The organism is Streptomyces sp. NPDC048751 (assembly GCF_043198595.1).
Classification (GTDB): domain Bacteria; phylum Actinomycetota; class Actinomycetes; order Streptomycetales; family Streptomycetaceae; genus Streptomyces.
On the sequence record NZ_JBICUX010000003.1, the window covers coordinates 154291 to 179469 of the forward strand.

Annotated in this window: 24 protein-coding genes and 1 pseudogene; 8 read left to right on the top strand and 17 right to left on the bottom strand. The window is 70.4% G+C overall.

Features of this window, described 5'->3' with window-relative positions; translation table 11 throughout:
- Positions 1 to 90: 90 nt before the first annotated feature.
- A complete protein-coding gene (gene tamR, locus ACGFNV_RS12295; protein WP_393621707.1) occupies positions 91 to 588 on the top strand; it encodes a MarR family transcriptional regulator TamR in 498 nt (165 codons plus the stop codon).
- On the opposite strand, the gene ACGFNV_RS12300 is transcribed toward tamR, so the two are convergent.
- The gene (locus ACGFNV_RS12300) at positions 547 to 1314 is read right to left on the bottom strand and encodes a LuxR C-terminal-related transcriptional regulator (RefSeq protein ID WP_393621709.1); all 768 of its coding nucleotides are present in this window, start codon (positions 1312 to 1314) and stop codon (positions 547 to 549) included. The genes tamR and ACGFNV_RS12300 overlap by 42 nt on opposite strands.
- 269 nt (positions 1315 to 1583) lie before the next feature.
- Between ACGFNV_RS12300 and ACGFNV_RS12305 the strand changes: the two genes are divergently transcribed.
- Positions 1584 to 2024, top strand: coding sequence for a GNAT family N-acetyltransferase (locus tag ACGFNV_RS12305; protein WP_393621711.1), 441 nt, complete (start codon positions 1584 to 1586; stop codon positions 2022 to 2024).
- Positions 2025 to 2046: 22 nt separating this feature from the next.
- Here ACGFNV_RS12305 and ACGFNV_RS12310 read toward each other — a convergent pair whose 3' ends face one another.
- From ACGFNV_RS12310 to galT, 4 genes are all read right to left on the bottom strand, one after another.
- Positions 2047 to 2481, bottom strand: coding sequence for a hypothetical protein (locus ACGFNV_RS12310; protein WP_393621712.1), 435 nt, complete (start codon positions 2479 to 2481; stop codon positions 2047 to 2049).
- Positions 2482 to 2553: 72 nt separating this feature from the next.
- On the bottom strand, positions 2554 to 3708 hold the full coding sequence (galK, locus tag ACGFNV_RS12315; protein WP_393621714.1) for a galactokinase: 1155 nt from the start codon (positions 3706 to 3708) through the stop codon (positions 2554 to 2556).
- Complete coding sequence (galE, locus tag ACGFNV_RS12320) at positions 3708 to 4676, bottom strand: UDP-glucose 4-epimerase GalE (RefSeq protein WP_393621716.1); 969 nt, start codon at positions 4674 to 4676, stop codon at positions 3708 to 3710. Before galE ends, galK begins: the two co-directional genes overlap by 1 nt.
- Positions 4673 to 5758, bottom strand: a complete 1086-nt coding sequence (galT, locus tag ACGFNV_RS12325) for a galactose-1-phosphate uridylyltransferase (protein ID WP_393621718.1) — start codon at positions 5756 to 5758, stop codon at positions 4673 to 4675. The genes galE and galT overlap by 4 nt, the downstream gene beginning before the upstream one ends.
- Before the next feature lie 140 nt (positions 5759 to 5898).
- Here galT and ACGFNV_RS12330 point away from each other — a divergent pair, with 140 nt between their 5' ends.
- Both ACGFNV_RS12330 and ACGFNV_RS12335 read left to right on the top strand, forming a co-directional pair.
- Positions 5899 to 7602 carry a sodium:solute symporter family protein gene (locus tag ACGFNV_RS12330; RefSeq protein ID WP_393621719.1) on the top strand — a complete coding sequence of 568 codons (1704 nt, stop codon included), beginning with the start codon at positions 5899 to 5901 and terminating at the stop codon, positions 7600 to 7602.
- 36 nt (positions 7603 to 7638) lie between these two features.
- Complete coding sequence (locus tag ACGFNV_RS12335) at positions 7639 to 8007, top strand: hypothetical protein (RefSeq protein ID WP_393621721.1); 369 nt, start codon at positions 7639 to 7641, stop codon at positions 8005 to 8007.
- 58 nt (positions 8008 to 8065) lie between these two features.
- On the opposite strand, the gene ACGFNV_RS12340 is transcribed toward ACGFNV_RS12335, so the two are convergent.
- The 3 genes and pseudogenes from ACGFNV_RS12340 to ACGFNV_RS12350 all read right to left on the bottom strand — a co-directional run bounded on the left by ACGFNV_RS12340 (position 8066) and on the right by ACGFNV_RS12350 (position 9687).
- On the bottom strand, positions 8066 to 8389 hold the full coding sequence (locus tag ACGFNV_RS12340; protein WP_393621723.1) for a hypothetical protein: 324 nt from the start codon (positions 8387 to 8389) through the stop codon (positions 8066 to 8068).
- Positions 8373 to 9251, bottom strand: a complete 879-nt coding sequence (locus tag ACGFNV_RS12345) for a hypothetical protein (protein WP_393621725.1) — start codon at positions 9249 to 9251, stop codon at positions 8373 to 8375. Before ACGFNV_RS12345 ends, ACGFNV_RS12340 begins: the two co-directional genes overlap by 17 nt.
- Before the next feature lie 33 nt (positions 9252 to 9284).
- Positions 9285 to 9687: pseudogene (locus tag ACGFNV_RS12350) on the bottom strand (ATP-binding protein).
- A gap of 181 nt (positions 9688 to 9868) precedes the next feature.
- Here ACGFNV_RS12350 and ACGFNV_RS12355 point away from each other — a divergent pair.
- From ACGFNV_RS12355 to ACGFNV_RS12370, 4 genes are all read left to right on the top strand, one after another.
- Complete coding sequence (locus tag ACGFNV_RS12355) at positions 9869 to 10720, top strand: helix-turn-helix domain-containing protein (protein ID WP_393621727.1); 852 nt, start codon at positions 9869 to 9871, stop codon at positions 10718 to 10720.
- A gap of 6 nt (positions 10721 to 10726) precedes the next feature.
- Entirely contained in the window at positions 10727 to 10942 is a 216-nt protein-coding gene (locus ACGFNV_RS12360) for a DUF397 domain-containing protein (protein WP_393621729.1), read from the top strand.
- 68 nt (positions 10943 to 11010) lie between these two features.
- Positions 11011 to 12558: an MFS transporter gene (locus ACGFNV_RS12365; protein ID WP_393621731.1), complete on the top strand. Its 1548-nt coding sequence runs from the start codon at positions 11011 to 11013 to the stop codon at positions 12556 to 12558.
- Positions 12555 to 13163, top strand: coding sequence for a TetR family transcriptional regulator (locus tag ACGFNV_RS12370; protein ID WP_393621732.1), 609 nt, complete (start codon positions 12555 to 12557; stop codon positions 13161 to 13163). Before ACGFNV_RS12365 ends, ACGFNV_RS12370 begins: the two co-directional genes overlap by 4 nt.
- A gap of 76 nt (positions 13164 to 13239) precedes the next feature.
- Here ACGFNV_RS12370 and ACGFNV_RS12375 read toward each other — a convergent pair whose 3' ends face one another.
- The 9 genes from ACGFNV_RS12375 to ACGFNV_RS12415 form a co-directional block, all read right to left on the bottom strand.
- Positions 13240 to 13728: an SMI1/KNR4 family protein gene (locus tag ACGFNV_RS12375; RefSeq protein WP_393621734.1), complete on the bottom strand. Its 489-nt coding sequence runs from the start codon at positions 13726 to 13728 to the stop codon at positions 13240 to 13242.
- A 55-nt stretch (positions 13729 to 13783) separates the two neighbouring features.
- On the bottom strand, positions 13784 to 14479 hold the full coding sequence (locus ACGFNV_RS12380; RefSeq protein WP_393621736.1) for a LuxR C-terminal-related transcriptional regulator: 696 nt from the start codon (positions 14477 to 14479) through the stop codon (positions 13784 to 13786).
- Between the two features lie 203 nt (positions 14480 to 14682).
- Positions 14683 to 16524: a PQQ-binding-like beta-propeller repeat protein gene (locus tag ACGFNV_RS12385; RefSeq protein ID WP_393621737.1), complete on the bottom strand. Its 1842-nt coding sequence runs from the start codon at positions 16522 to 16524 to the stop codon at positions 14683 to 14685.
- A 64-nt stretch (positions 16525 to 16588) separates the two neighbouring features.
- On the bottom strand, positions 16589 to 18427 hold the full coding sequence (locus ACGFNV_RS12390; protein ID WP_393621739.1) for a PQQ-binding-like beta-propeller repeat protein: 1839 nt from the start codon (positions 18425 to 18427) through the stop codon (positions 16589 to 16591).
- A gap of 212 nt (positions 18428 to 18639) precedes the next feature.
- Positions 18640 to 20442 (bottom strand): ABC-F family ATP-binding cassette domain-containing protein, encoded by a 1803-nt coding sequence (locus tag ACGFNV_RS12395; RefSeq protein ID WP_393621740.1) that lies wholly within the window; start codon positions 20440 to 20442, stop codon positions 18640 to 18642.
- Position 20443: 1 nt separating this feature from the next.
- Positions 20444 to 21763 carry a hypothetical protein gene (locus tag ACGFNV_RS12400; protein WP_393621742.1) on the bottom strand — a complete coding sequence of 440 codons (1320 nt, stop codon included), beginning with the start codon at positions 21761 to 21763 and terminating at the stop codon, positions 20444 to 20446.
- Between the two features lie 73 nt (positions 21764 to 21836).
- Positions 21837 to 22736: a 4-(cytidine 5'-diphospho)-2-C-methyl-D-erythritol kinase gene (locus tag ACGFNV_RS12405; protein ID WP_393621744.1), complete on the bottom strand. Its 900-nt coding sequence runs from the start codon at positions 22734 to 22736 to the stop codon at positions 21837 to 21839.
- Positions 22733 to 23593, bottom strand: coding sequence for a 16S rRNA (adenine(1518)-N(6)/adenine(1519)-N(6))-dimethyltransferase RsmA (rsmA, locus tag ACGFNV_RS12410; protein WP_393621746.1), 861 nt, complete (start codon positions 23591 to 23593; stop codon positions 22733 to 22735). Before rsmA ends, ACGFNV_RS12405 begins: the two co-directional genes overlap by 4 nt.
- Positions 23594 to 23702: 109 nt before the next feature.
- Positions 23703 to 25073 (bottom strand): ubiquitin-like domain-containing protein, encoded by a 1371-nt coding sequence (locus ACGFNV_RS12415; protein ID WP_393621748.1) that lies wholly within the window; start codon positions 25071 to 25073, stop codon positions 23703 to 23705.
- Positions 25074 to 25179: the final 106 nt, after the last annotated feature.

Below are 25179 nucleotides of genomic sequence, written 5' to 3' on the forward strand. Positions count from 1 at the left end.
GGGTGCGAGGTGGGGTCCTGTCAAGCCTCCCCCCTGAAGTCTCTTGACGTCAAGAGACTTCATGTCGACACAACCACTACACTGATCGTCATGGAGGACGAGGTCGATCGGCTGGTCTCTGCGTGGCGCCGGGAGCGCCCGGACCTCGACGTGGAACCGCTCGAGGTGCTCAGCCGGGTCAGCAGACTGGCCCGGCATCTGGACCGCGCACGCCGTCTGGCGTTCTCCGAGCACCAGCTGGAGCCGTGGGAGTTCGACGTCCTGACCGCGCTCAGGCGCGCGGGATCGCCGTACCAGCTCTCCCCCGGTCAACTGCTCACCCAGACACTCGTCACTTCGGGCACGATGACGAACCGCATCGACCGCCTGGCCAAGAAGGGCCTGGTGGAGCGTCTGCCGGACCCGAGCGACCGGCGCGGTGTGCTGGTCCGCCTCACCGCCGAGGGCCGCGACCGGGCGGACCAGGCCCTCGCCGGGCTCCTCGACCAGGAGCGCGCGATCCTCGCCGAGCTCTCCCGGGCCCAGCGCGGCGAGCTGGCGGGGCTGCTACGCCAGCTGACCGCCCCGTTCGACAACATCCCCGGCTAGGTCGACGGGCCCCACCCCGGCGCGCCGGGCGAGAGCGACGGCGGCGAGGGTGGAGTGGACGCCGAGCTTGCCGAGGACGTTCTGCATATGGGTACGGACGGTGTGCGGGGAGAGGAACAGCCGCTCGGCAACCGCCTTGCGCCCTAGTCCGGCGACCATGCACCGCAGCACCTCACGCTCGCGGGGCGTGAGGGACTCCACCAGCCGCTCGCTCTCGGTGCGGTGCTTGCGGGCGGCGGTCAGCTCGCGCAGCACGCCGGTGAGCAGGGCGGGCGGCAGGTGCGTCTCGTCCCGCAGTACTCCCCGGATGACGTTGAGCAGCCGCGACAGCGAGCAGTCCTTCGCCACCCAGCCGGAGGCCCCGGCCTGCAGGGCGAGGGCGGCACGGCGTGGATCGTCCTTCTCGGCGAGCACGACGATCCGTACGGCGGGCTGCGCCGTACGGACCCCGGCGACGAGGGAGATCCCGTCGACCAGCCCGTCCTCACCCACCTCCTGCACGGGCACCGCGGGCCGCACGCCCGGCAGGCTCCCGCCCAGATCGGCGTCGACGAGCAGCACGTCGAACCGGCGCCCCTCCGCCGCCGCGCGCTCCAGACTGCGCAGCGCGGCCGGGCCGCTGCCGGCGGCGGACACGTCGACGTCGGGCTCGGCGGCCAGGGCCGCGGCGAGCGACTCGGCGAAGATACGGTGGTCGTCGACGACCAGGACTCGGATGCGAACCACGAAACCCCCTTCCCCAAGCTCCTGAAAGAGCAGGGGATACCCAGGCCCGGAGAACGACGACCGGCGCGGGTACGACGCCCCGAGGGGTCGCCACCGCACGGCCGCCGCCGTGCAGAAACTGCTACCCCACCGCGGGCGTCGTACCCGACTTGTCTCGCCCCCTGATCAGCACCGGCCCCCACCGGTGCTGTAAATCAGGGTACGGGCGGGAGGCAGGAGCGGAAGTCGATTTGCAGAACTGGCTGTCCTGGGCGTTTATGGTGTGCCGCATGTTTCGTATCGAGACAGAAGTCGACAAATCCCGGCGCGATCTTCTCCGCTCCCGGCTCCTCGACACCAACACAGCTGCCTCCCCCGTCCTACGAGCCCTCCGCGGCACCCCGGCCGAACGCGAACGCCCCCTCCACGTCTGGGCGTTGACCGACACCGGCGCCCTCGCCGGCGGCCTGGTCGGCCACACCTGGACCACCTGGCTCCACGTCACCTACCTCTGGGTCGACACCCCCCATCACGGCACCGGCCTCGGCACCCGCCTCCTCACCGAGGCGGAACACCTCGCCTCCGAACGCGGCTGCACCCACTCCCGCCTGGAGACCTGGGACTTCCAGGCCCCGGAGTTCTACAAACGGCGGGGGTACGCGGTGGTGTGCGTGATCGAGGACTACCCGCCGGGGCACACGGAGTTCACGCTGACGAAGAGATTGGGGTGAGCGGGGCAGCACCTTCCCGTACTCACGCGGAAGGCGGTGGTGGGGGCGGGGGTGGATACGGCGGCCGCGGCGGGACCCGATGTCCGGGCGGGGCCGCGGGTGGCGGCGGCTGGGGCTCCAGCGAACGCCGGGGGCGGGGGGCGGGCTCTCGCGGTGTGACGGGCGGGGCAGGAGCCGGTGGCGGGGGCGGAGGCGGCTCCATCGCCGGGAGCACCGGACCGCCCGCCCGTAGCCGTTCGATGGTCAGCTCCGCCCTGCGGCGGGCCTGCGGGAAGTCGTCGCGTTCGAAGCGGAGCAGCAGCCCCGAGCGGCCCAGCGTCTCGGTGGCGAGCAGCCGGTAGCCGAGCGCATGGGCGATCTCCTCGACGCGGCCCGCCTTCGGGACGTCGCGAGCACTGAGCTGGACCTCGACTCGGCCGCGGCCGTCGAAGTGTCTGACGGTCTCCTCGTCCTTCATCAGGCCCCGCACTCCCCGAAAAGCAGTCAGCCCCGCACAGTTGTACGGGGCTGACGAGAGTAGCGGAACTGCTCAGCTCACCCGCCGAGCCCCCGCCGAAGGCACCGCCTCGAAGACGCGCGGTGCCGTGAAGCCGGCCGTGGCGAAGGCTTCCTCCACCGCCTTGGTGATGGTGTCGACATCGGCGGCCTCGGCGAGGACGATCGCCGATCCGCCGAAGCCGCCGCCGGTCATGCGGGCGCCGAGGGCGCCGGTGGTGAGGGCGGTGTCGACGACGAGGTCGAGTTCGGGGCAGGAGATGCGGAAGTCGTCGCGGAGGGAGGCGTGGCCCTCGGTGAGGACCGGGCCGATGGCGCGGGTCTCGCCCGACCTCAGCAGGGACACCACCCGCTCGACCCGCTCGTCCTCGGTGACGACGTGGCGGACCAGGCGGCGGACCTCCTCCTCGTCGCCGAGGCGGGCCAGGGCCGCGTCCAGGTCGGCGTACGGGACGTCCCGCAGGGCGTTGACGCCCAGGAGGGCCGCGCCCTTCTCGCAGCCGGCGCGGCGCTTGCCGTACTCGCCGCCGCTGTGGGCGTGCTTGACCTGGGTGTCGACGACGAGCAGGCGCATGCCCTCGGCGGCCAGGTCGAAGGGGATCTGCTGCTGGGACAGGTCGCGGGTGTCGAGGAACAGGGCGTGGCCGGCCTCGCAGCAGGCGGACGCGGTCTGGTCCATGATGCCGGTGGGGGCACCGACGTAGACGTTCTCGGCGCGCTGGCACAGGCGGGCCAGCTGCCAGCGCTGGAGGCCGAGGTCGTAGAGGTCGTTCAGCGCGAGCGCGATGACGACCTCCAGGGCCGCCGACGACGACAGGCCCGCGCCCGACGGGACCGTCGAGGCGAGGTGGACGTCCGCGCCGGTGACCGGGTGGCCGGCCTCGCGCAGGGCCCAGACGACGCCCGCGGGGTACGCCGTCCAGTTCTTGTCCGCCTCGGGTGCCAGGTCGTCCAGCCGCAGCTCGACCACGCCGCCCTGGACGTCGGAGGAGTGCAGCCGCAGGACGCCGTCCTCGCGGCGGGAGACGGCCGCGATCGCGGTGTGCGGCAGCGCGAAGGGCATCACGAAGCCGTCGTTGTAGTCGGTGTGCTCGCCGATCAGGTTGACCCGGCCCGGCGCCGACCACACACCCTCGGGCTCGGCTCCGTACAGCTCGACGAAGCCGTCCCGTACCTGCTCTGCGCCCACTACTGCTCCCTAGCGATGTTCTGCGCGAACTCCCACGCGTCCGCGACGATACCCGCGAGGTCCGCGCGGGACGGGTTCCAGCCCAGCTTCTCGCGGGCGGAGGCGGCGGAGGCGACCAGGACCGCGGGGTCGCCGCCGCGGCGCGGGGCCACGACCTCGGGGATCGGGTGGCCGGTGACCTGGCGGACGGTCTCGATGACCTCGCGGACCGAGAAGCCGTTGCCGTTGCCGAGGTTGCAGATCAGGTGCTCGCCGGGCTGCGCGGCCTCGACTGCGAGCAGGTGGGCCTCGGCCAGGTCGGCGACGTGGATGTAGTCGCGTACGCAGGTGCCGTCGGGCGTCGGGTAGTCGTCGCCGTAGACCGAGATCGCCTCGCGGCGGCCCTGGGCGACCTGGAGGACGAGGGGGATGAGGTGCGACTCGGGGTCGTGGCGCTCGCCCTGCGCGCCGTAGGCTCCGGCCACGTTGAAGTAGCGCAGGGAGACGGCGCCCAGGCCGTGGGCCTTGGCCTCGCCGGTGATCATGTGGTCGACGGCGAGCTTGGACGCGCCGTAGGGGTTCGTCGGCTTGGTGGGGGCGGTCTCGACGATCGGGACCTGCTCCGGCTCGCCGTACGTGGCGGCCGTGGAGGAGAAGACGAGCTTGCGCACGCCCGCCTCGCGCATGGCGCCGAGGAGCGCCATCGTGCCGGCGACGTTGTTGTCCCAGTACTTCTCGGGCTTCACGACCGATTCGCCGACCTGCGAGAACGCGGCGAAGTGCAGGACGGCGTCGAAGGAGGAGTCGAGCCACTTGGCGGCGTCGCGGATGTCGCCCTCGATGAAGGAGGCACCGGCCGGGACGCCCTCGCGGAAGCCGGTGGACAGGTTGTCGAGGACGACGACCTCGTGCCCCGCCTCCAGCAGGTGCTGGGCGACCACGCTGCCGACGTACCCCGCACCACCCGTGACCAGATACTTCCCGCTCATGAACTCGCTACCTCTCGCAGTCGCTCGGCCGCGCGCTCCGGCGGCACGTCGTTGATGAACACGTTCATGCCGGATTCGGAACCCGCGAGGAACTTCAGCTTGCCGGAAGTGCGGCGGATGGTGAAAAGCTCGAGGTGGAGCGCGAAGTCGTCGCGGTTGACGCCGTCGAACTCCTCCAGCTGGCCGAACGGCGCCTGGTGCCAGGCGGCGATGTACGGCGTCGGAGGCTCACCCGCCCCGTCCTTCCCTCCACCCGGCCCATCGAAGATACGGTCGAAGCGCCTCAAGAGTTCCAGGTAGACCTTGGGGAACTCTGTGCGCGCCTCCTCGTCGAGGCCGAGCAGGTCGGGCACGCGGCGCTTGGGGTACAGGTGGACCTCGTACGGCCAGTGCGCGGCGTATGGCACGAATGCCACCCAGTGTTCACCCTCCAGGATGACCCGCTCGTCGGCGAGTTCACGCTCCAGGACGGCGTCGAAGAGGTTCTCCCCGCCGGTCGCGTCCTTGTGGGCGGCGAGCTGGCGCAGCATCAGGGCGGTGCGGGGCGTGGTGAAGGGGTAGGCGTAGATCTGCCCGTGCGGGTGCCCCAGGGTCACACCGATCTCGGCGCCGCGGTTCTCGAAGCAGAACACCTGTTCCACGGAGGGCAGATGCGACAGCTCGGACGTCCGGTCGGTCCACGCGTCGAGCACCAGTCGCGCCTGCTCCTCGGTGAGGTCTCCGAAGGACGCGTTGTGGTCGGAGGTGAAGCAGACGACCTCGCAGCGGCCGGAGTCACCGGCGAGCGAGGGGAAACGATTCTCGAAGACGACGACGTCGTACGAGGAGTCCGGGATCTCGCTCAGCCGGTCGCCCTGCGAGGGGCACAGGGGGCACTCGTCGGCCGGCGGGTGGTAGGTGCGCCCCTGCCGGTGCGAGGCGATGGCGACCGAGTCGCCGAGCAGCGGGTCGCGGCGCACCTCCGAGGTGGTGACGGTCCGCTCCAGGGGGCGCCGGTCCACCGCGTCGCGCAGCGAGTCGTCCTTCAGGTCGTAGTAGATCAGCTCACGACCGTCGGCCAGCCGGGTCGAAGTCTTCTTCACTCCGGACTCCCCATCCCTACACCGCTTTAGACACTCAAGGCGCTCAAAGCACTCAACAGAAGCAAACACATCAAACCACAAACCCCCACGCTCGTCACCATCACAATCAAACAAAGAACACCAAAAGAAGCGGGCAGTGCATGCGAACCCCCACACATCTCGCGACAGACCTGGCAACAGACCTCGCGGCGGAACTGCGCCTCCCCACGAACTGGCTCGACTACACGATCCTCGGCATCTACTTCGTCGTGGTTCTGGGCATCGGCTTCGCCGCCCGCCGCTCGGTGAAGACCAGCCTGGACTTCTTCCTCTCCGGCCGCTCCCTGCCCGCGTGGATCACCGGCCTGGCCTTCATCTCGGCCAACCTGGCCGCCACCGAGATCCTGGGCATGGCCGCCAACAGCGCTCAGTACGGCGCGTACACCGTCCACTGGTACTGGATCGGCGCCATCCCGGCGATGGTCTTCCTCGGCCTGGTGATGATGCCGTTCTACTACGGCAGCAAGGTCCGCTCGGTCCCCGAGTTCCTGCTGCTGCGCTTCGACAAGGCGGCCCACCTGCTGAGCTCGCTGCTGTTCGCCTTCGCGGCGATCCTGATCGCCGGGGTGAACCTGTACGCGCTGGCGATCGTCGTCGAGGCGCTGCTGGGCTGGCCCCAGTGGGTCGCGATCGTCGTCGCCGGCTTCTTCGTCCTCGCGTACATCACGCTGGGCGGCCTGTCCTCGGCGATCTACAACGAGGTGCTGCAGTTCTTCGTGATCCTGGCGGCGCTGATCCCGCTCTCGGTGCTCGGTCTGAAGCGGGTGAACGGCTGGGACGGCCTCACGGACTCGCTGACGAAGACGCACGGGGGCGACTTCGTCACGGCGTGGGGCGGCACGGGCATCGGCAGCGACAACCCGCTGGGGGCGAACTGGCTGACGATCGTGCTGGGGCTCGGGTTCGTGCTGTCCTTCGGCTACTGGACGACGAACTTCGCGGAGGTGCAGCGGGCGCTGTCCGCGAAGAACCTGTCGGCGGCGCAGCGGACGCCGCTGATCGCGGCGTACCCGAAGATCTTCATCGTGTTCCTGGTGATGATCCCGGGGCTGGTGGCGGCGGTGCTGGTGCCGAAGATCGGGACGTCGGGCTCGGATCTGCAGTACAACGACGCGATCCCGTACCTGATGTCGCAGTTGCTGCCGAACGGTGTGCTCGGGATCGCCGTCACCGGTCTGCTGGCGGCGTTCATGGCGGGCATGGCGGCGAACGTGTCGTCCTTCAACACGGTGTTCACGAACGACGTGTGGGCGCGGTACGTGGTGCGGGGCCGGGAGGACGCGTACTACGTCCGTTTCGGCCGCCTGATCACAGCGATCGGCGTCGCTGCGTCGGTGGGCACGGCGTTCCTGGCGTCCTCGTTCTCGAACATCATGAGCTACCTCCAGACGCTGTTCAGCTTCTTCAACGTGCCGATGTTCGTCGTCTTCATCGTCGGCATGTTCTGGAAGCGGGCGTCGATGAAGTCGGGCTTCTGGGGGCTGCTGGCGGGCACCACGGCCGCGATGGTCAACTACTTCGTCCTCTACAAGCAGGACGTCATCTCGATCCCCTCCGACCAGGGCGCGAACTTCGTGTCTGCGATCGCGGGCTTCGTGGCGGGGGCGGTGGTGATGGTGGCGGTGTCGCTCTTCACCGCGCCGAAGCCGGAGGAGGAGCTCCAGGGGCTGGTCTACGGCACCCGCTCCCCCGGTATGGCCGAGCCGCCGGCCGCGGGCGACGACGCGTGGTACCGGAAGCCGGCGCTGCTGGGGTGGGGCGCGGTGATCCTGGCTGCCGCCTGCTACATCCCGTTCTCGTTCTGAGTCGGCTGACGCTTACCGCGGGAGGATGGAAAGAACATGTCTGAGCAATTCGAACCCGACGAGCGCGCCGAGGCGGCGGAGCGGCTGCGGCGGGCGGGGTACTCCGAGGCGGACGTCCAGCGCGAGGTCACCGAGCTGGAGGAGAAGTCCGCGACAGCGGCCCGCATCTTCGACCTGCGCCGCATCATCGGCGGCCTGTTCGTCCTGTACGGCGTCATCCTGATCATTACTGGACTCACCGACAGCGACGCCGACATCGACAAGGCCCAGGGGATCAACATCAACCTGTGGACGGGGCTGGGGATGCTGGCGCTGGGGGTGTTTTTCCTGGTGTGGCTGCGGCTGAGGCCGACCGCTCCGCCTGCGCCGCCGTTGCCGGTGTCGGAAGAGAAGGTTCCGGAGTAGTCCGGGCAACAGGGGTGGGGCTGGAGCCGTAGGCGGGTCCAGCCCTGTCAGGTACCGACTACTCGGCGGCGAACAAGTCCTCTGGGGCGGTGACGTGATACGCACGTTCACGCCAGGCCTGGAGCTGGGCGAGGTCTTCGGTTTCCAGCAGTCTCTGCATGACTGAGGGCGGCACGTCGATACGCCGCCAGTAGAAGAGCCGGAGAATCACCGAGCGCTCGAGACTCACGCGGACACTTTCCTCGTAGCCTTCCCTGAAGGCGCGTTCCGCCGCTTCGAGCCATGCCCGGCGGATGTTCTCGTGCCAGATGTACGAAGGAAGCCTCCACGGGACCCGCGTACCACCCCCCGCGTCGTCAGTCGTGTCAGGCACCGTCGCCATCGAACAACTCTTCCGCGTTCTCCACGTTCATGGCCCGACGCGCCCAGAGATCGAGCAACTCCTCATCGGCACACGTCTCGACCCGGGAACGAACAGAATCAGGCACCGGGATCCCCCGCCACTCGAGGATCTTCAGCGTCATCTCGACGCCCTTCTCGACTCTGCCTTCCTCCCGTACCTCCTCGGCGAGCGGGTGTCGCCAGAAGTACTGCGTCGCCGTCATCAAGTCCCTCCACAATTGCTGAACCTGGGGGTCTGCCAGGCACGAATCGACGAACTGCACGAATACCGCGGCACTGTCCGCGTCGATGGTCTTCAGGGCGGCTACCAGCGATTCCAGTATGCCCGCAGCCTGCGGCCCACGGCCGTGTGTCATGGCCGAGAGCACCGCAAGGGCCGGATCTCGTTTGGCCTCGCGCTCAGTCGCGATGACGGGAACGTTGTCAGGGCCAAGAACAAAGGGCCGCACCGTCAGCGAAGGCGCACCGGGCATACCAAGGTGGATGGGCTGGGCAGCCCAGCGGGCCGTCGGGGTGTTCTGGGTGACGACGATGAGAACCGGTTCGCAGCGGTGCTTCTCGTACAGGTAGCTGAGGTAGTAGGGCCAACTACCGCGCTTCCTCTCGTCCGGCTTGCCCTGCGACTCCACGACCAGGAGATACGGCCCCTCGTCGGTCTCGGCCCGCAGCAGCGTGTCCACGCGGCGCTCGATGGGCTCGATCTCGGTGAGGTCGACGTTCAGGGCGGCGAAGTCGTGCGGCTCGGGAAAGGGGATGTGTAACACCTGCTGGAGCGCGTGGGTGAGCAGCGCGGGATCCTTCTGGAAGATCCGGTGCAGTGCCTCGTGCGACGAGCCGACCATCGGCTCTCCTTTCTGTCCGATGTGATCAACGAGCTACGCCGCAAGCAGGTCACACCAGACGAGCTTGCCCCGGCTCCCCTGGTCCGACAGCGGCTGCCAGCCCCACACGTCGGCGCACGCGCGCGTGAGGGCCAGGCCCCGGCCGCTCTCCGCTTCGGCGTGTTCGTCCCACCGGCTCGGCGGCTCCGGCGGTTCTGGGTCCGCGTCCCACGCGCCGATCCGGAGGACCCCGCCCGCCCAGTGCACCCGTAGCGCCGCGGGGCCCTTCGTGTGCAGTACGGCCGTTGGAGATCAGCTCCGAAGCGATCAGCTCCGCGGTGTCGGCGAGGCTGAACAGGCCGTGCAGGGTCAGGATCAGGCGGAGGGTGCGGCGGCAGACGGTGACGGCTCTGGGGTCGTTGGGGATGGAGAGGGAGTACTCCCAGGGTTCGGACATGGCTCAGCTCCAGGGCAGTTGGGGGCGGTGGCAGTGCCGCAGCCGTCGTGGCAGGACGGAGTGGTGCGCTTCCGCAGCGTGAAGGACGCGTCACTGACGGTAGGGTAGAAATTCCTACCCTTGCAAGCGCCTCCCGTAATCTGTCCCCCGAACGAGGAGTCCCAGAGAGGCAGTTACAGGGATGACCATGCGGAACCAGCCCACGGCGCGACAGGTTCGCCTGGGGGCCGAGCTGCGCAAACTTCGGGACGCCGCCGGCAAGCCCGCCAAGGAGGTGGCCGGGCTACTTGGAACGACCTCGGCACACATGAGCCAGATCGAAGCGGGCAGTTCGGGGATCAGCGAAGAGCGACTACGCAGGCTGGCGGCTCATTGCGCCTGTACGGACGAGGAGTTGGTCGAGGCCCTCGTGGCCATCTCGAGCGACCGCACACGCGGCTGGTGGGATGAGTACCGAGGGGTACTGCCCCAGGTGAACCTGGATGTAGCCGAAGCCGAGCACCACGCGACGTTCCTGCACGAGGTCGTCATCACTCACGTTCCCGGGCTGCTCCAGACCCCCGACTACGCCCGGGCGGTCTTCAGCTACATGCGGCCGGAACTGCCCGAGAGCGAGCTTGCACCCCGGGTGGAACACCGAATGCGACGACGCTCGGTCATCGAGGGCGACCACCCCACCCCGTACGTCACGATCGTCCACGAGTTCGCCCTGCGCGTCCGTGTGGCCGACCGCCGGACGTCCCTCGCCCAACTCCGCTGGATCCTCGACCGGATCGAGCAGGGTCACGCCGCCGTACGCGTCATTCCCACAGATCAGGACGGCTTCGCCGGTGCCGATGCGTCGATGATGTACATGGGCGGACCCCTGCCCCAGCTCGACACCGTGTTGCGTGACGCCCCCACCGGCACCCTGTTCATCGACGCGGAAGCACAGCTGAAACGGCTCCGAACACTGTTCCGTAAGGTGGAGAAGGCGTCGCTGGACCCCACAACGTCACGGGATTTCATCCACCGCATGACCAAGGAGCTGTGAGCGTCCATGAAGCATGCCCCGCGCTGGCAGAAGTCCACGTTCTCGGGGGGCGGCGAGGGCAACACCTGCATCGAACTCGCCGCCACCCCCACCACCCTCCACCTCCGCGAAAGCGACACCCCCGCCACGGTCCTCACGACCACGCCCGCCGTCCTGGCGCACCTCCTGGCGGGCATACGCGGCAAAATAACGAAAGTCGACTCCCATTTGAGAGAGCACTAAATATTGACAGTCCACTCCCATTTAGGAGTAGCCTCTCACTACAGGCTGCTTCCTAGTGGGAGGTCCCCATGACCGCACTCGCTCCGCGCCCTTCCCCCCGCCGCTGGCTCGCCCTCGCCGCGCTCACCTTGAGCGTGCTGATCGTCGGCCTCGACGGAACCGTCATCAACGTGGCTCTGCCGACGATGGCGGACCAACTCCACGCCGACAGCTCCCAGTTGCAGTGGATCGGCGGCGGCTATCTGCTCGCCCTGTCCGTGGCGATGCTCCCGGTCGGCCTGCTCGGCGACCGATACGGCCACAAGCGCCTGCTGCTGTCCGGCATCACCCTCTTCGGGCTCGCCTCGCTCGGCGGCGCATTCGCCGGCTCGCCCGGCCAGGTCATAGCGGCCCGGGCCGTGCTCGGCCTCGGCGCCGCCGCGATCATGCCGCTGTCGATGGCGATCCTGCCGCGCGTCTTCGCCAAGGACGAGTTGCCGAAGGCCATCGCCGTCTGGACCGCCGCCACCGCGCTGGGCATGCCCGTCGGGCCGGTCGTCGGCGGCTGGCTCCTGGACCACTTCTGGTGGGGCTCGGTGTTCCTGTTCAACCTGCCCGTCGCCGTCCTGGCGCTGCTCGCCGGCCTGTGGCTGCTGCCGCGTGACGACCGGCGCACCACCACCGCCCCGTTCGACACCCTCGGCACCGTCCTCGGCGGCCTCGGCATCACCGCGCTCGTCTACGGCACGATCCTGATCCCCCGCGACGGCTGGACGTCCGCCTCCGTCCTCGCCCCGCTCACGGCGGCGGCCGGACTGCTGACCGGTTTCGTCCTGCGCGAGCGCCGCACCGAGCACCCCATCGTCGACCTGCGTCTTTTCACCGACCGCCGCTTCCTGTGGGGCACGCTGATCGCCGTCTTCGTCAACTTCGCGGTCATGGGCATCCTGTTCGTCGTCCCGCAGTACCTCGAGGCCGTTCTGGGCAACGACTCCTTCGGCACCGGCATCCGCGTCCTGCCCCTGATCGGCGGCCTGATGGCGGCGGCCACCGCGAGCGAGGCCGTCGTGCCACGCCTGGGTGCCCGAACGGTCGTACCGCTCGGCCTGCTCCTGCTGGCCGCCGGGTCCCTGCTCGGCGCGACCACGAACACCTCCGACGGCTACGGCTTCACCGCGTTGTGGCTGTCCCTGACCGGCCTCGGCTTCGGTCTCGCGGTCGTCCCGGCGACCAGCCTGGTCATGGGCGCGCTCCCCGAGGGGAACACCGGCTCGGGCACCAGCCTCCTGGAGACCGTCCAGCAGCTCGGCTCGGTCCTCGGAGTCGCCGGCCTGGGCAGCCTGCTCGGCTACGGTTACCTGGCCCGCCTGCACACCGACGGCCTGCCCGGCACGGCGGCGCACGCGGCCCGCGACTCGGTCTCCGGCGCCGACGCCGTGGCCGCCCAGCTGCACGACACCGGCCTCGCGACCTCGGCCCACGAGGCCTTCGTCCACGGCATGGACCTGGTCCTGACGGCCTGCGGGACGATCGCCCTGCTGGCCGCCGTCCTGGCCGCGGTGTTCATGCCGGGCCGCTCGACCTGCTCCCGGACGGTGGCCCGGTCCACCGCCCAGCACGCAGAATCGGTGGCATGACGATGCACGAGACCTCCGCCGCGCCCCTCGGCCTGCGGGAGCGCAAGAAGCAGCAGACCCGTGAGCGCATCCGGCGCGAGGCCTACCGCCTCTTCGCCGAGCACGGCTACGAGGCGACCACGGTCGACCAGATCGCGGAGGCGGCGGAGGTCTCGTCGAGCACGTTCTTCCGGTACTTCCCGACCAAGGAGGACGTGGTCATCCAGGACGAGTACGACCCCGCCCTCGCCGAGGCCCTGCGTAGCCGCCCGGCCGACGAGCCCGTCGTCGACGCGATCGTCAACTCCCTGAAGGGCCCGATGGGCCAGATGCTCCAACAGGACCGTGAGGACCTCCTGCTGCGCAGCAGGCTCACCTTCAACGATCCCGCGATCCGCGCCCGCAACGTCGTGGAACAGCAGCGCAGCGAGGACGCCATCGCCGCCATCATCGCCGAACGCACCGGCCGCGAGGCGACCGACCTGGAGATCAGGTGCGCGGCAGCGGCCATCATCGCTGTGTTCACCACGCTCGTACGGCACTGGGTGGAGGGCGACGGGAAGGAGGACCTGGCGGCGCTGTACGAGCGCCATCTGCCTTTGCTGTCACGTGGGTTGGACTTCTAGTCCGTGCCCAGGTGCAGGCCCGCGCGGTCCAGCAGGCCCGCCTCGCCTGCCTGGCGGCCCCTGTCCTGCCTCCGTCTTACGGAGAGGACCAGCTCAAATTCTGCTGACACTCCTTGAGCGCGAGCTCCCCGAAGTTGTCCGCGATCTTCTCCATGAGGCCGCCGTCGAGGACTCCCGGGTTCCATGCGAAGACGGGGTACTCGCCGTCCTGGTCCGGCTGGGAGGTGTCGAGAACGACAACGGCCCAGACATCGTCGTGCATGACGACCATGAAGTGGTGAGGAAGGCCGAGCACGACGCGATCCTCTCTGGTGTGGGCAGGGGTGCCCAGCAGCTCATCCCCCTTGGCCGGTGTCTGGTACACGCCGAGAAACTCGGTGGGCGGGACGTCCCAAGTGCCGAACTCCTCAATGAGCCGCCTGTAGGAGGGCGGAAAGGAGAGAGACATCTCCGCTTCCGCTCTGGCGATCACCTCGTGAGAGCAGCCGACGCCGTGATGCGCCAGGTCCTCGTTGCCACGCACGAGGCTGATCACCTGATCAGCCGCCTGTAGACCGTTCGTCATATGAAGTCCTTCGCCCTCCTCTGCACCCCTTCCTGTATGCCGCCGAAGGGGCGTGTCAGGAATCCGATGGGCGCGGTTCGTGCGGGAGAGGTCCCGCACGGTCCAGCAGCCCTGTGCGCGCCGCCAAAGCCGCCGCCTCAAGTCGCGACCCCACCCCCAGCTTCATGAGGACGCGTTGGACGTGGGTGCGGGCCGTGGAGGGGGCGATGTTCATGCCGGCGGCGATGAGGCGGGTGTCCTCGCCGTCGGCGACGCGGACCAGGACCTCGATCTCGCGTGGGGTGAGCATGTCGAGGAGGCGTTGGCCTTCGTCGTCCGGTTGGGCCGCGGGGTTGAGCAGCTCGCTGAAAGCGCCTTGGAGCAACTGCGGGGCCACGGCCGCCTCGCCCGCCCTGGCCTTCATGATGGCTCGTTCCACGGCCTCGATGCGTTCGTCGTGGCGTACGTAGCCGGACGCGCCCGCGGCGAAGGCGGCCGCGATGCCTCGGGGGCTCGGTACGGGGCCCAGGACCAGGACCGCCACCTGGGGGCGCTCCCGTTTGATGCGGATCACCGGGTCGAACATGCCCGGCTCGGCCGGTGTCGCCGTGCCCAGCAGGCACACCTCCGGCGCTCGGGTGATCACCAGTTCCGCCGCACCGGCGGCCGGTGCCGCCGCGGCCAGCACGCGGTGTCCCCGCAGTTTCAGCGCCGAGGCCAGTGCCTCGGCCAGCAGTCGGTGGTCGTCGACCACCATCAGCCGCACTCCCATCGAGCCAACCCCCCACTCCCCCGGCGCCCCCCGGCACCCCCGCCCTTCATGCCCCCGGAAGCTACACGTTTGTACGACGTTGCGCTTCCCCTACAGGTGAGAAGTGCCCTGGATCGTCGAAATACCCCTCGTTGGAGGGCGATGAGCGGTACGCGAATGACCCCGCCCCTGAGCAGGGGCGGGGTCGACCGTGCGGGACGGCGTCAGCTCTTCGTGCCGAAGCCGACCGCCAGGTACTCCTTCTCGCCGCCGCTGGAGGAGTCCGCGTACACCTGCGCCATGAACAGGTGCCCCTGGGCGTAGAGGATCTCGGAGTAGTCCGGGGACATGCTGGTCTCGATGTCCCGCACCGACTCGGTGTCCGGGTTCTGCAGCAGCTTCGTCTGTTTGAAGGAACCGCCGGCGATGGTGACCACCTGGCCGCCCTCGTCGTACGGCGGGCGCTTGTACGCGATCAGGTTGCTGCCGTCCATGCGCAGCGGGGTGATCTCGTAGCCGTCCCCGGCGTCGGCGCGCTGGCCGGTCTGCTTGCCGGTGCCCAGGTCGAACGCGACGATCTCGTTGGTGCGGCTGTACTCGCCGGTGCCGTCGTGCTCCTCCGTCGGGATGTACAGGCGGTCGTTGCCGACGACCAGGCCGGTGCAGTACTCGATCCTGGTGATGCCGTCGCAGCGGGCCGCGTACGCGTCGCCCGGCGCCGAGATGCGGGTGCGCAGCTTGCCGGTCTTGTTGTCGATGGAGAAGAAGTCCGAGATGCCGCTGCCGTCACCGGCGCTGTCGCCGACGTCGGCGGCCACGACCAGCGGGTCGGTGGAGACGATGCTGGCGTACTCGATGCCCTTCGCCAGCTTGTACTCGGAGATCACCTTGCCGGAGGCCGGGTCGATGGTCTGGATGTGCAGCTCGCGCGCCTCGTAGTCGCCGCACTTGCGCACCGCGACGAGCTTGGGGCCGCCGCCGTAGCCGTCGTCGTAGCAGGTGTCGGTCTGCTTCGGCTGCCACAGCACCTTGCCGGAACCGATGTCGAAGGCCGCGCCGCCGTCGCTGCTGCCCACGGCGACGGTCTTGCCGCTGATGGTGATGTTGTCGAAGGAGAGCGGGTAGTCACCGGAGGAGACGGTCTTCTCCCAGAGCTTCTTGCCGCCGGCGAGGTCGATCGCCGCGACCTGGCTGCAGGCCGCGGTGTCGTTCTTGGACTGCATCTTGGGCCGGAAGACGATCGCCGTCTTGTCGTCGTCGGTGGCGAACCGGCTGGCCTGGCACACCTCGCCGGGCAGCTTGATGGTCCACAGCTTGGTGCCCTTGTCGAGGTCGTAGCCGCCGATCTCGGCGAAGCCCGTCTTGACGTACGCCTTGTCGGTCAGCCAGGAGCCGTTCACCGAGGCGCTGTCGTCCTCGCCGACCTGCGGCGAGGGCACCTTGAAGAGGAGCTGGGCGCTGGGGTCGGCGGGTGCCTTCTCCTTGCCGCCGGAGGTCGTGCCGCCGGAGCCGCCCTTGTCGTCCTTGCCGCCGGTGCCGCCGCTGGAGCTCGCGGTGTCGTCCTTCTTGGTGTCGTCGCCGGAGGACGAGGCGTACCAGACACCGCCGCCGATGATCAGCGCGATCGCCACGACCGCCGCGACGATGATCGCCACCTGCGCGTTGAACTTCCGCCCCCCGGTGGCGGCCTGCGGCTGCATCGGCATGGTCGGCTGGCCCGGGTAGCCGTAGCCGTAGCCCGGCTGCTGGCCGTACGGGTTCGGCTGGGGCGGCTGGCCGTACGGCGGCTGTTGCTGCGTCGCGTACGGGTTCGGCTGCTGAGGGTGCTGAGGCTGCTGCCCGGGGTAGCCGTAGCCGGGCGGCGCCTGCGGGGGCGGGCCCTGCTGGGGGTGGCCGTAGCCCGGCTGCTGCTGGGGTGGGCCGGGCGGCGGTGTCCGGGGGGCCTGCGGGTAGCCGTAGCCCGGCTGCGGGGCAGGCGGGGTCGGCGGGCCGGACGGGGGCTGGGGCGCGCCGAAGCCTCCCCCCTGCGGGGGCTGGTTGGGCGGTGGGGGCGGCGGCTGGGTCATGGTGTGGGTACCTCGGGGAGACGGAGCGGGAGAAGTCGGAGGCGGGGCGGGGGCGTCGGCCGGCTCACTTGCCGAAGGCGAGCATCAGTTTCTCCTTCGCCTCGTCCCTGCCCGACAGCTGCGTGCTGGAGATGTAGAAGCGCCCGTCGACCCAGTCGATGTCCCGCGAGAAGAAGCTGTTCTCGATCTCGGAGGTGGCCTTCGGCAGTTGCAGCAGCTTCGACGTCTTGTGGCTGCTGCCGATCGTGGGGATCGACACGACCTGCCCGGCGGTGTCGTACGACGGCTCGACGTAGGCGACGAGCTTGCCGTCCTCGACCTTGATCGGCGTCATCGACTCGTCGGTCGGGGACTTCACGCGCCACTTCTCCTTGCCGTCGGCGAGGTTGATGGCGACGATCTCGTTGGGGCCGCTCTTCGCCTCGGTGGGCAGGTAGAGGGTGGCGGCGTCGGACGCCACACCCCCACAGCCCGTGAGGTTGCGCTGCAGGACGGTGAAGCCGCAGTCGGGGGCGAAGTCCTCGTCGAAGCCGACCTGGGAGCGGAAGGTGCCGTCGGACTTGAACGTGGCGATGTTCCAGGCGTTCTTGTCCTGGTTGGTGCTGTAGACGACCAGCGGGTCGACGGAGAAGGTGTGCGAGACCGTCCAGCCCTTGTCGAACTTCTGGGTCCACTTGACCTTGCCGGTCGTCGGGTCCAGCTCCTGCATCTCGTCGTGCTCGTTGGCGCCGGTGGCGTCGCAGGAGGCGACGGAGATCAGCTTCGCGCCGCCCGCGAAGGCGGTCGGGAAGCAGGCGTCGCCGTACTTCGTCTTGTCGAACAGCTTCTTGCCGGTCGCCATGTCGAACGCCGAGCCGGACTGCGAGCGGCCCACCATCAGCGTCTTGCCGGTGATGGAGAGCTCGATGGTGAGCGCGCTGTCGAACAGCTCGCCGTCGGAGACGGTGCCGCTCCAGCCCTTCTCGCCGGTGTCGAGGTCGATCTGCTGGAGCTGGTTGCACTTGGCGCGGTCGCTGGAGCCGCTCATGTACGCGACGACGATCTTGTTGTCGGAGGTCTGCTGCGGGGTGACCGCGCAGATCTTCTCCTTGAAGGTGATGGCGTCCCAGGTGGGCGTGCCGTTACCGACGTTGTAGGCGACGAGGTCCTTGTAGGCCGCCTTCACCGCGGTCTTGTCGGTGATCCACATGCCGGGGGCGTCGGCGCCGGAGGCGGGCGCGTCGGGCGCCTCCTTGTACCAGAGCACCTTCGCCTCGCCGGCCTGCCGGTCGGCGTTGAAGTCCTCGGGGTCCTCGCCGCCGTCGCCGCTGCCGTCACCGGGGTTGACCGGGCTGTCGGTGGCGGTGGGCTTGGAGTCGTCGCTCTGCTTGGCGACCGGCTTCTTGTCGCCGTCGCCGTCGTCGCCCGACACGGCCCACATGGTGCCGCCGATGACGAGCAGCGCCGCCACCGCGGCCCCGATCACCATCGCGGGCTTGCCCTTGAAGGGGTTGCGCGAGCCGGAGCCGGGCGGCGGGGTGCCGGGCGCGCCGGGGAACTGGGGCGGGTAGCCGTAGCCGGGCTGGGCGTACGGGCCGGGCTGCTGGGGCTGCCCGTAGGGGCCCGGCTGCTGCCCGTAGGGGCCCGGCTGCTGGGCGTACGGGCCTGGCTGCTGGCCGTACGGGCCGGGCGTGCCGTACGGGCCCGGCTGCTGCGGCTGGCCGTAGGGCCCCGGCTGCTGCGGGTAGCCGTAACCGGGCTGCTGGGCGGGCGGGCCCTGCGGGGCCGACGGTGGCTGGGCGGGCGGGCCCTGGGGTGGCGGTGGGGTCAGGGGCGCGCCGAAGCCGCCGCCCTGCTGGGGCGGTTGGTCCTGCGGTGCTCCGAAACCGCCCTGCTGGGGCGGTTGGTTGGGCGGCTGAGTCATCAGCGTGTGTCCCCCTCGCTCACTGATTTTTAGCCACGCCCTGAGGTTCGTGAAGGACTCAGAGTCGTACTCAGGCAGTTACAGACGGCTCTTTCTATCACCCGGTACTGACAGCACACCGGCCCGGATCCGCCGCTGTTCCCAAGGGCGAACCGGGCCGTGATACCCCTGTTATGCGCCTTCACGCCCCCTTCACGCGGCGCGCGCGCCGCCTACGCGTCCTCGGCGAGTTCCAGCCAGCGCAGCTCGAGTTCGTCGCGCTCACCGGCCAACTCGCGCAGCTCGGCGTCGAGTTCCGCGACCTTGGCGAAGTCGGTGGCGTTCTCGGCGATCCGCGTGTGCAGCTTGGACTCCTTCTCCGAGATCTTGTCCAACTGTCGTTCGATCCGCTGGAGTTCCTTCTTGGCGGCGCGCTGGTCGGCGGCGTTCTTCTCCGGGGCGGGCCGGCTCGCCACCGGCGCGGCGGCGGCCGCGGCCTCCTCCATGCGCTGCCTGCGCTCCAGGTACTCGTCGATACCGCGCGGCAGCATCCGCAGCGTGCCGTCGCCGAGGAGGGCGTACACCTTGTCGGTGGTGCGCTCCACGAAGAACCGGTCGTGGGAGATGACGATCATCGAGCCGGGCCAGCCGTCGAGGACGTCCTCCAGCTGGTTCAGGGTCTCGATGTCGAGGTCGTTGGTGGGCTCGTCGAGGAAGAGGACGTTGGGCTCGTCCATCAGCAGCCGCAGCAGCTGGAGGCGGCGCCGCTCACCGCCGGACAGGTCGCCGACCGGCGTCCACTGCTTCTCCTTGCTGAACCCGAACGTCTCGCACAGCTGCCCGGCGGTCATCTCCCGCCCCTTGCCCAGGTCGACGCGCTCACGCACCTGCTGCACGGCCTCCAGCACGCGCAGGGCCGGGTTCAGTTCGGCGACCTCCTGGGAGAGGTAGGCGAGCTTGACCGTCCTGCCCACGGAGACCCGGCCGCCGGCGGGCTGGCGCTCCCCGTCGCTGCGGGCGGCGTCGGCCATCGCCCGCAGCAGGGACGTCTTCCCGGCGCCGTTCACCCCGACCAGGCCGATGCGGTCGCCCGGGCCGAGCTGCCACGTCACGTGCTTCAGCAGCACCTTCGGGCCGGCCTGGACGGTGACGTCCTCCAGGTCCATGACGGTCTTGCCGAGCCGGGAGGAGGCGAACTTCATCAGTTCGGAGCTGTCCCGGGGCGGCGGTACGTCCGCGATGAGCTCGTTGGCGGCCTCCACCCGGAAGCGGGGCTTGGACGTACGGGCGGGCGCACCGCGGCGCAGCCAGGCCAGCTCCTTGCGGACCAGGTTCTGCCGCTTGGCCTCCTCGGTCGCGGCGATGCGTTCACGCTCGGCGCGGGCGAAGACGTAGTCGGAGTAGCCGCCCTCGTACTCGTGGACGGTGCCGCGCTGGACGTCCCACATGCGGGTGCAGACCTGGTCGAGGAACCAGCGGTCGTGGGTGACGCACACCAGCGCGGAGCGGCGCACCTGGAGGTGGCGGGCGAGCCAGGCGATGCCCTCGACGTCGAGGTGGTTGGTCGGCTCGTCGAGGACGATCATGTCCTGCTCGTCGATGAGCAGCTTGGCGAGCGCGATACGGCGGCGCTCGCCGCCGGAGAGCGGACCGATGACGGTGTCGAGGCCCTGCGGGAACCCGGGCAGGTCGAGCCCTCCGAACAGTCCCGTCAGTACGTCCCGGATCTTGGCGTTGCCCGCCCACTCGTGGTCGGCCATGTCCCGGATGACCTCGTGGCGGACGGTCGCCTCCGGGTCGAGCGAGTCGTGCTGGGTGAGGACGCCCATCCGCAGGCCACCGGAGTGCGTGACCCGGCCGGTGTCCGCCTCCTCCAGCTTGGCGAGCATCCGGATCAGCGTCGTCTTGCCGTCCCCGTTGCGGCCCACCACTCCGATCCGATCCCCCTCGGACACGCCGAGCGAGACGCCGTCGAGCAGGGCACGGGTGCCGTACACCTTGCTGACGTTCTCGACATTGACCAGGTTGACGGCCATTTCACTCCTGCCCCGGGGGATGGATCGACCCTCCAGGGTAGTCGGGCGGGGCGGTGCTCCGGTCGGGGCGGTCAGCCGCCTGCTCGGCTTCCCGGCGGCGCCACTGGTACCGCCACACGTCATGCAGCCGCTCGTCGTGCCGCAGTTCCTCGGCGACGGGGCCGATCCGGTGCTCGGCCTCCACACAGCGCGGATCGTCACGCCAGGCCAGTCCGGACACGGCGCAGATGCGGACCGGCTGCCACGCGTCATGGGTGAGTGCGAACAGCGTGTCCGCCACCTCGGGCTCGCTCCCCCGGTAGTGCGCGAGCCAGTGGCACGCCCGCTCGCGTACCCCGGGGTCGTCGTCACCGGACAGGGTGAGCACCGTGGCGAGGCTCTCCGGGCGGACCAGGGAGCGGCCGTCTTCGGACAGCAGCAGGGTGTCCGGCACCAGGGAGCGCACCGCGGGATCCGGGTGGCTGAGACACGATCGGCCGACGGCCTCGATCTCCGGGGCGCCGTCGTGGGTCATCGCGTTCAGGAGCACCGCCAGCACCTCCGGGTCCTCCTCCTGTTCGGCCCAGGGCACGAGCTCCCGTCCCCGGTCCCAGAACGGTTGGCCGCCCTTGACGACGTCCCCGAGGATCAGGGACAGCAGGAGGTCGGCGGCGAGCAGGCGGTGCGTCCGGTCGGGGTGGTTGAGCAGGTCCCGGCTCCACTGCCAGGTCTCCTCGTCGGTCCGCCGGCCGAGCGTGAACACCACGTCGGACCACACGACGTGGTCCCGGTCCGGGTGGGCGAGGGCGCGCGCGACGAGTTCGTCGAAGGGGGCGCGGACGCCGTAGTGGGCCTCCATGGAGGTGAGGACCGCCCGGTGCTCGTCGCGCACGGTCAGGGAGCCGAGGGTGAGCTGCTCGCACCACCAGCCGACCTCGTCGTCCTCGACCCGGACCCGCGTCATCGGTCCCGTCAGGCCGGTGCGGCGGCGCAGCTCCGCCTCGACTCCCACCTGCGTCCAGTGCCGGGCGCGGGCCAGCAGCTCGGCGCGCTCCGGCGCCGGGAGCGGCACCCGGTGCGAGGCGAGCGCGTAGGTCAGCAGGTGGGACCCGCCGTCCACCGCCCGCAGCAGTGGGGTGGTCCCGTCGGGCAGCCGGCGCAGGGGGTCGGCCCCGCCCTTCAGCAGCGCTTCGGCGACCGGTTCGTCGTACGCGGCCACGGCCAGACACAGCAGCGGGAGGCCGGCGGGGCCGGCGAGCGTGTCCGGGTCCGCGCCCGCCTCCAGCAGCTCCCCGACCGCGTCCGCGTCTCCACGCCGTACCGCCGCCACCAGTGACTCCATGCGCGTGTGCCCCCGTCCCCCCGCGAAACCCTGCGGGGGAGGCTAGGCGGACGCGACCCGCACAGGCACCCGATTAATGGCCCAGCACCGTCGCGCCCGGCGCCGGTGCGGACGCGACGCGTACCGTCCGGCACGTTCCTGAGGACCCCAGCACCTCCGCCACCTTCGCCGCCGACTCCGCGTCCCGCGCCAGGAACGCGGTCGTCGGGCCCGAGCCCGAGACCAGCGCGGCCAGGGCACCGGCGCCGCGGCCCGCCGCCAGGGTGTCGGCGAGCTCCGGGAAGAGGGAGAGTGCGGCGGGCTGGAGGTCGTTGGAGACGGTCGCGGCGAGGGCGTCGGGGTCGCCGGCGGCCAGGGCTTCGAGGAGCTGTTCGGAGGCGACGGGCTCGGGGATGTCCGTGCCCTCGGCGAGCCGGTCGAACTCGCGGAAGACGGCCGGTGTCGACAGGCCGCGCTCGGCCATCGCGAAGACCCAGTGGAACGTGCCGCCGACCTCCAGGACGGTCAGCTTCTCGCCCCGTCCTACACCGAGGGCCGCCCCGCCCACCAGGCTGAACGGCACGTCACTGCCCAACTCGGCGCAGATGTCGAGGAGTTCCTCGCGGGAGGCGCCCGTGCCCCACAGCGCGTCGCACGCGACCAGCGCGCCCGCGCCGTCCGCGCTGCCGCCCGCCATGCCCCCGGCGACGGGGATGTCCTTGGTGATGTGGAGGTGCACGGCCGGGTCGATGCCGTACCGCCCGGCGAGCGCCTCGGCCGCGCGGGCCACGAGGTTCGTACGGTCCAGCGGGACCTGGTCGGCGCCCGGGCCCTCGCAGGTGACGGTGAGTTCGGCGGCCGGGGTCACGGTCACCTCGTCGTAGAGGCCGACGGCGAGGAAGACGTTGGCCAGGTCGTGGAAGCCGTCCGCGCGGGCGGCCCCCACGGCGAGCTGGACGTTGACCTTGGCGGGCACGCGCACGGTGACGCTCACTGGGCCGCCTCCGCGATCCGCGCGAACTCCTCGACCGTCAGCGACTCCCCGCGCGCCTGGGGCGAGACACCCGCCGCGACCAGCGCCTTCTCCGCCTCGGCCGCCGATCCGGCCCATCCGGCGAGGGCGGCCCGCAGCGTCTTGCGGCGCTGGGCGAACGCCGCATCGATCACCGCGAAGACCTGCGCCCTGGAGGCCGTCGTCTTCAGCGGCTCGCTCCGCCGCACCAGCGACACCAGCCCGCTGTCCACATTGGGCGCGGGCCAGAAGACAGTGCGCCCGATGGCGCCGGCCCGCTTGACCTCGGCGTACCAGTTGGCCTTCACGGACGGGACGCCGTAGACCTTCGAACCGGGGGCCGCGGCGAGCCGGTCGGCGACCTCGGACTGGACCATGACCAGGGTGCGCTCGATGCTCGGGAAGGTCTCGAGCATGTGCAGCAGGACGGGCACGGCCACGTTGTACGGGAGGTTCGCGACCAGCGCGGTCGGCGGCGGTCCCGGCAGCTCGGCGACGTGCATCGCGTCGGTGTGTACCAACGCGAACCGGTCGGCGCGCTCGGGCATCCGGGCGGTGATCGTGGCGGGCAGCGCGGCGGCCAGCACGTCGTCGATCTCCACGGCGGTGACCCGGTCGGCGACCTCCAGCAACGCCAGCGTGAGCGAGCCGAGCCCGGGGCCCACCTCGACGACCACGTCGTCGGGGCGGACGTCGGCGGTGCGGACGATACGGCGGACGGTGTTCGCGTCGATCACGAAGTTCTGGCCGCGTTGTTTGGTGGGGCGTACGCCGAGCGCGGCCGCCAGCTCACGGATGTCGGCGGGGCCCAGCAGGGCGTCAGGGGTGGGGCTGCTCACGGGCACAAGGGTACGGGGGGTGCGGCCGGGGTCGGATCGGTGGTCACCCGTGCTGCCCGCCGCTGTGCTGAACCTCGGAACGACTGCCCGCAGCTGTGCTGATCTCTGCTCAGCCGTGCAGCCGCCCCCCGCAGTGCGGCCAAGGTGCCGCGCCCCGGCGCATGTACAGCTTCCTTGCGCGGTAGGTCTGTTCCGCCGCCGGTGCGTCCTGGGGGCGGCCGGTGCCGCCGAGGCTCTGCCAGGTTCGGGTGTCGAACTGGTACAGGCCGCCGTAGTTGCCGGAGGGGTCGACGGCGTCGGGGCGGCCGCCCGACTCGCAGACCGCGAGGCCCCGCCAGTCGAGCCGGTCCGCGCCGCCCGTCGACGTCGGCAGCGGCTTGGTGCCGACCCGCACGACCTGTGTCCGTGGCTCGTGCACCACCTCGGTCCTGGTCCGGCGCGGCTTCTGCCGGACCCCGTTGACCGTGCGCAGGAGGTACGTGATCCGGCGCAGCCCCGGCCGGCCCGCGTGGTGGACGACCTCCGTGCCCCGGAACAGCGAGGGGTCCTCGGTGCGCCGTACCGCGAACGGGATCGGCTCCTCGCGGACCTCCTTCGTGCCGGTGATCCGCAGCACGGTGACGGTCTGTCCGTCGCGCGGGAAGCTGCCGGGCGGGACCGAGGTGGTGTCCTGGCCTCGGAGGGTGATCCCGGCCTGCGCGACGGCCTCGCGGACGGTCGCGGCGTTGGTGCGCAGGGTGCGGGCCCGGCCGTCCGCCATGATCGTCAGGGAGCGCTCGGTGCGCACGTCCAGCGCGAGTCCCTGGCGCCCGATGCGCAGGTGGCGCGCGGTGGACACGTACGCGCCCTCCGCTCGCACCCCGAGCTGTCGCAGTGCCCCCTCGACCGTGTGCGCCGTCGTCCACACCTCGTGCCGCTGCCCGTCCAGGGTGAGCCGTACGGGACGTCCGTAGTGGACGGCGATCTCGTCGCCGCTGGTGAGGTCGGTGCCGGGGGCTGGCGTCACCCTGTCGTGCGCTCCTACCTCGACGCCCTCCTCCGCGAGCAGTTCCGTCACGTCGTCGGCGAAGGTGTGCAGGGTGCGCGACGTGCCGTCGACGTTCAGCTCGATCGCCTTGTCCTTGGCGACGAAGGCGGTGGTGCCGCCGGCGAGGAAGGCGACGACCAGCGCCTGCGGGAGCAGTCGGCGCAGCGGGCCGTCGACGCGCTCGGCGTACCGCGCTCGGCGTCGGCGCTCGGAGCGCCGCCCCGCCGTGGCGCGCGCGAGCCCGGGCGCGGGTTCGGCCGCCGGGGCTGCCTGGCGGGGTACCGGCGGCGCCGGCGTCTCGTAGGCGGGCCGGTAGGTGTCGTCGTAGGTCCCGGGCGCCGCGTAGACCCCGTACGCCAGGGTCTGCGCACCGCGCACGGCGGCGTGGGGCGCCTCGGGGGCGGCGTACGGCTCGGTCGGGCCGTACGTCTCGAACGTCTGGTAGTTGCTCACGCCGACACGCTCCAGAAGGCCAGAGGGGTCCGGATCGGGCCCCCAGAACCTAGCGGGTCGACGGTCACTCTCCAAAGCGACGCGGCTACGGACAGTCAGTCGATAC

Coding starts and splice junctions, on each gene's coding strand:
- ACGFNV_RS12375 (WP_393621734.1), bottom strand. CDS start 13,728: ATGACGAACGGTCTACAGGCGGCTGATCAGGTGATCAGCCTCGTGCGT.
- ACGFNV_RS12340 (WP_393621723.1), bottom strand. CDS start 8,389: ATGGCGACGGTGCCTGACACGACTGACGACGCGGGGGGTGGTACGCGG.
- ACGFNV_RS12330 (WP_393621719.1), top strand. CDS start 5,899: ATGCGAACCCCCACACATCTCGCGACAGACCTGGCAACAGACCTCGCG.
- ACGFNV_RS12400 (WP_393621742.1), bottom strand. CDS start 21,763: ATGGAGTCACTGGTGGCGGCGGTACGGCGTGGAGACGCGGACGCGGTC.
- ACGFNV_RS12365 (WP_393621731.1), top strand. CDS start 11,011: ATGACCGCACTCGCTCCGCGCCCTTCCCCCCGCCGCTGGCTCGCCCTC.
- ACGFNV_RS12390 (WP_393621739.1), bottom strand. CDS start 18,427: ATGACTCAGCCGCCCAACCAACCGCCCCAGCAGGGCGGTTTCGGAGCA.
- ACGFNV_RS12305 (WP_393621711.1), top strand. CDS start 1,584: ATGTTTCGTATCGAGACAGAAGTCGACAAATCCCGGCGCGATCTTCTC.
- ACGFNV_RS12395 (WP_393621740.1), bottom strand. CDS start 20,442: ATGGCCGTCAACCTGGTCAATGTCGAGAACGTCAGCAAGGTGTACGGC.
- ACGFNV_RS12380 (WP_393621736.1), bottom strand. CDS start 14,479: ATGGGAGTGCGGCTGATGGTGGTCGACGACCACCGACTGCTGGCCGAG.
- ACGFNV_RS12345 (WP_393621725.1), bottom strand. CDS start 9,251: ATGGTCGGCTCGTCGCACGAGGCACTGCACCGGATCTTCCAGAAGGAT.
- ACGFNV_RS12335 (WP_393621721.1), top strand. CDS start 7,639: ATGTCTGAGCAATTCGAACCCGACGAGCGCGCCGAGGCGGCGGAGCGG.
- galE (WP_393621716.1), bottom strand. CDS start 4,676: ATGAGCGGGAAGTATCTGGTCACGGGTGGTGCGGGGTACGTCGGCAGC.
- ACGFNV_RS12310 (WP_393621712.1), bottom strand. CDS start 2,481: ATGAAGGACGAGGAGACCGTCAGACACTTCGACGGCCGCGGCCGAGTC.
- ACGFNV_RS12360 (WP_393621729.1), top strand. CDS start 10,727: ATGAAGCATGCCCCGCGCTGGCAGAAGTCCACGTTCTCGGGGGGCGGC.
- ACGFNV_RS12385 (WP_393621737.1), bottom strand. CDS start 16,524: ATGACCCAGCCGCCGCCCCCACCGCCCAACCAGCCCCCGCAGGGGGGA.
- tamR (WP_393621707.1), top strand. CDS start 91: ATGGAGGACGAGGTCGATCGGCTGGTCTCTGCGTGGCGCCGGGAGCGC.
- ACGFNV_RS12370 (WP_393621732.1), top strand. CDS start 12,555: ATGACGATGCACGAGACCTCCGCCGCGCCCCTCGGCCTGCGGGAGCGC.
- ACGFNV_RS12355 (WP_393621727.1), top strand. CDS start 9,869: ATGACCATGCGGAACCAGCCCACGGCGCGACAGGTTCGCCTGGGGGCC.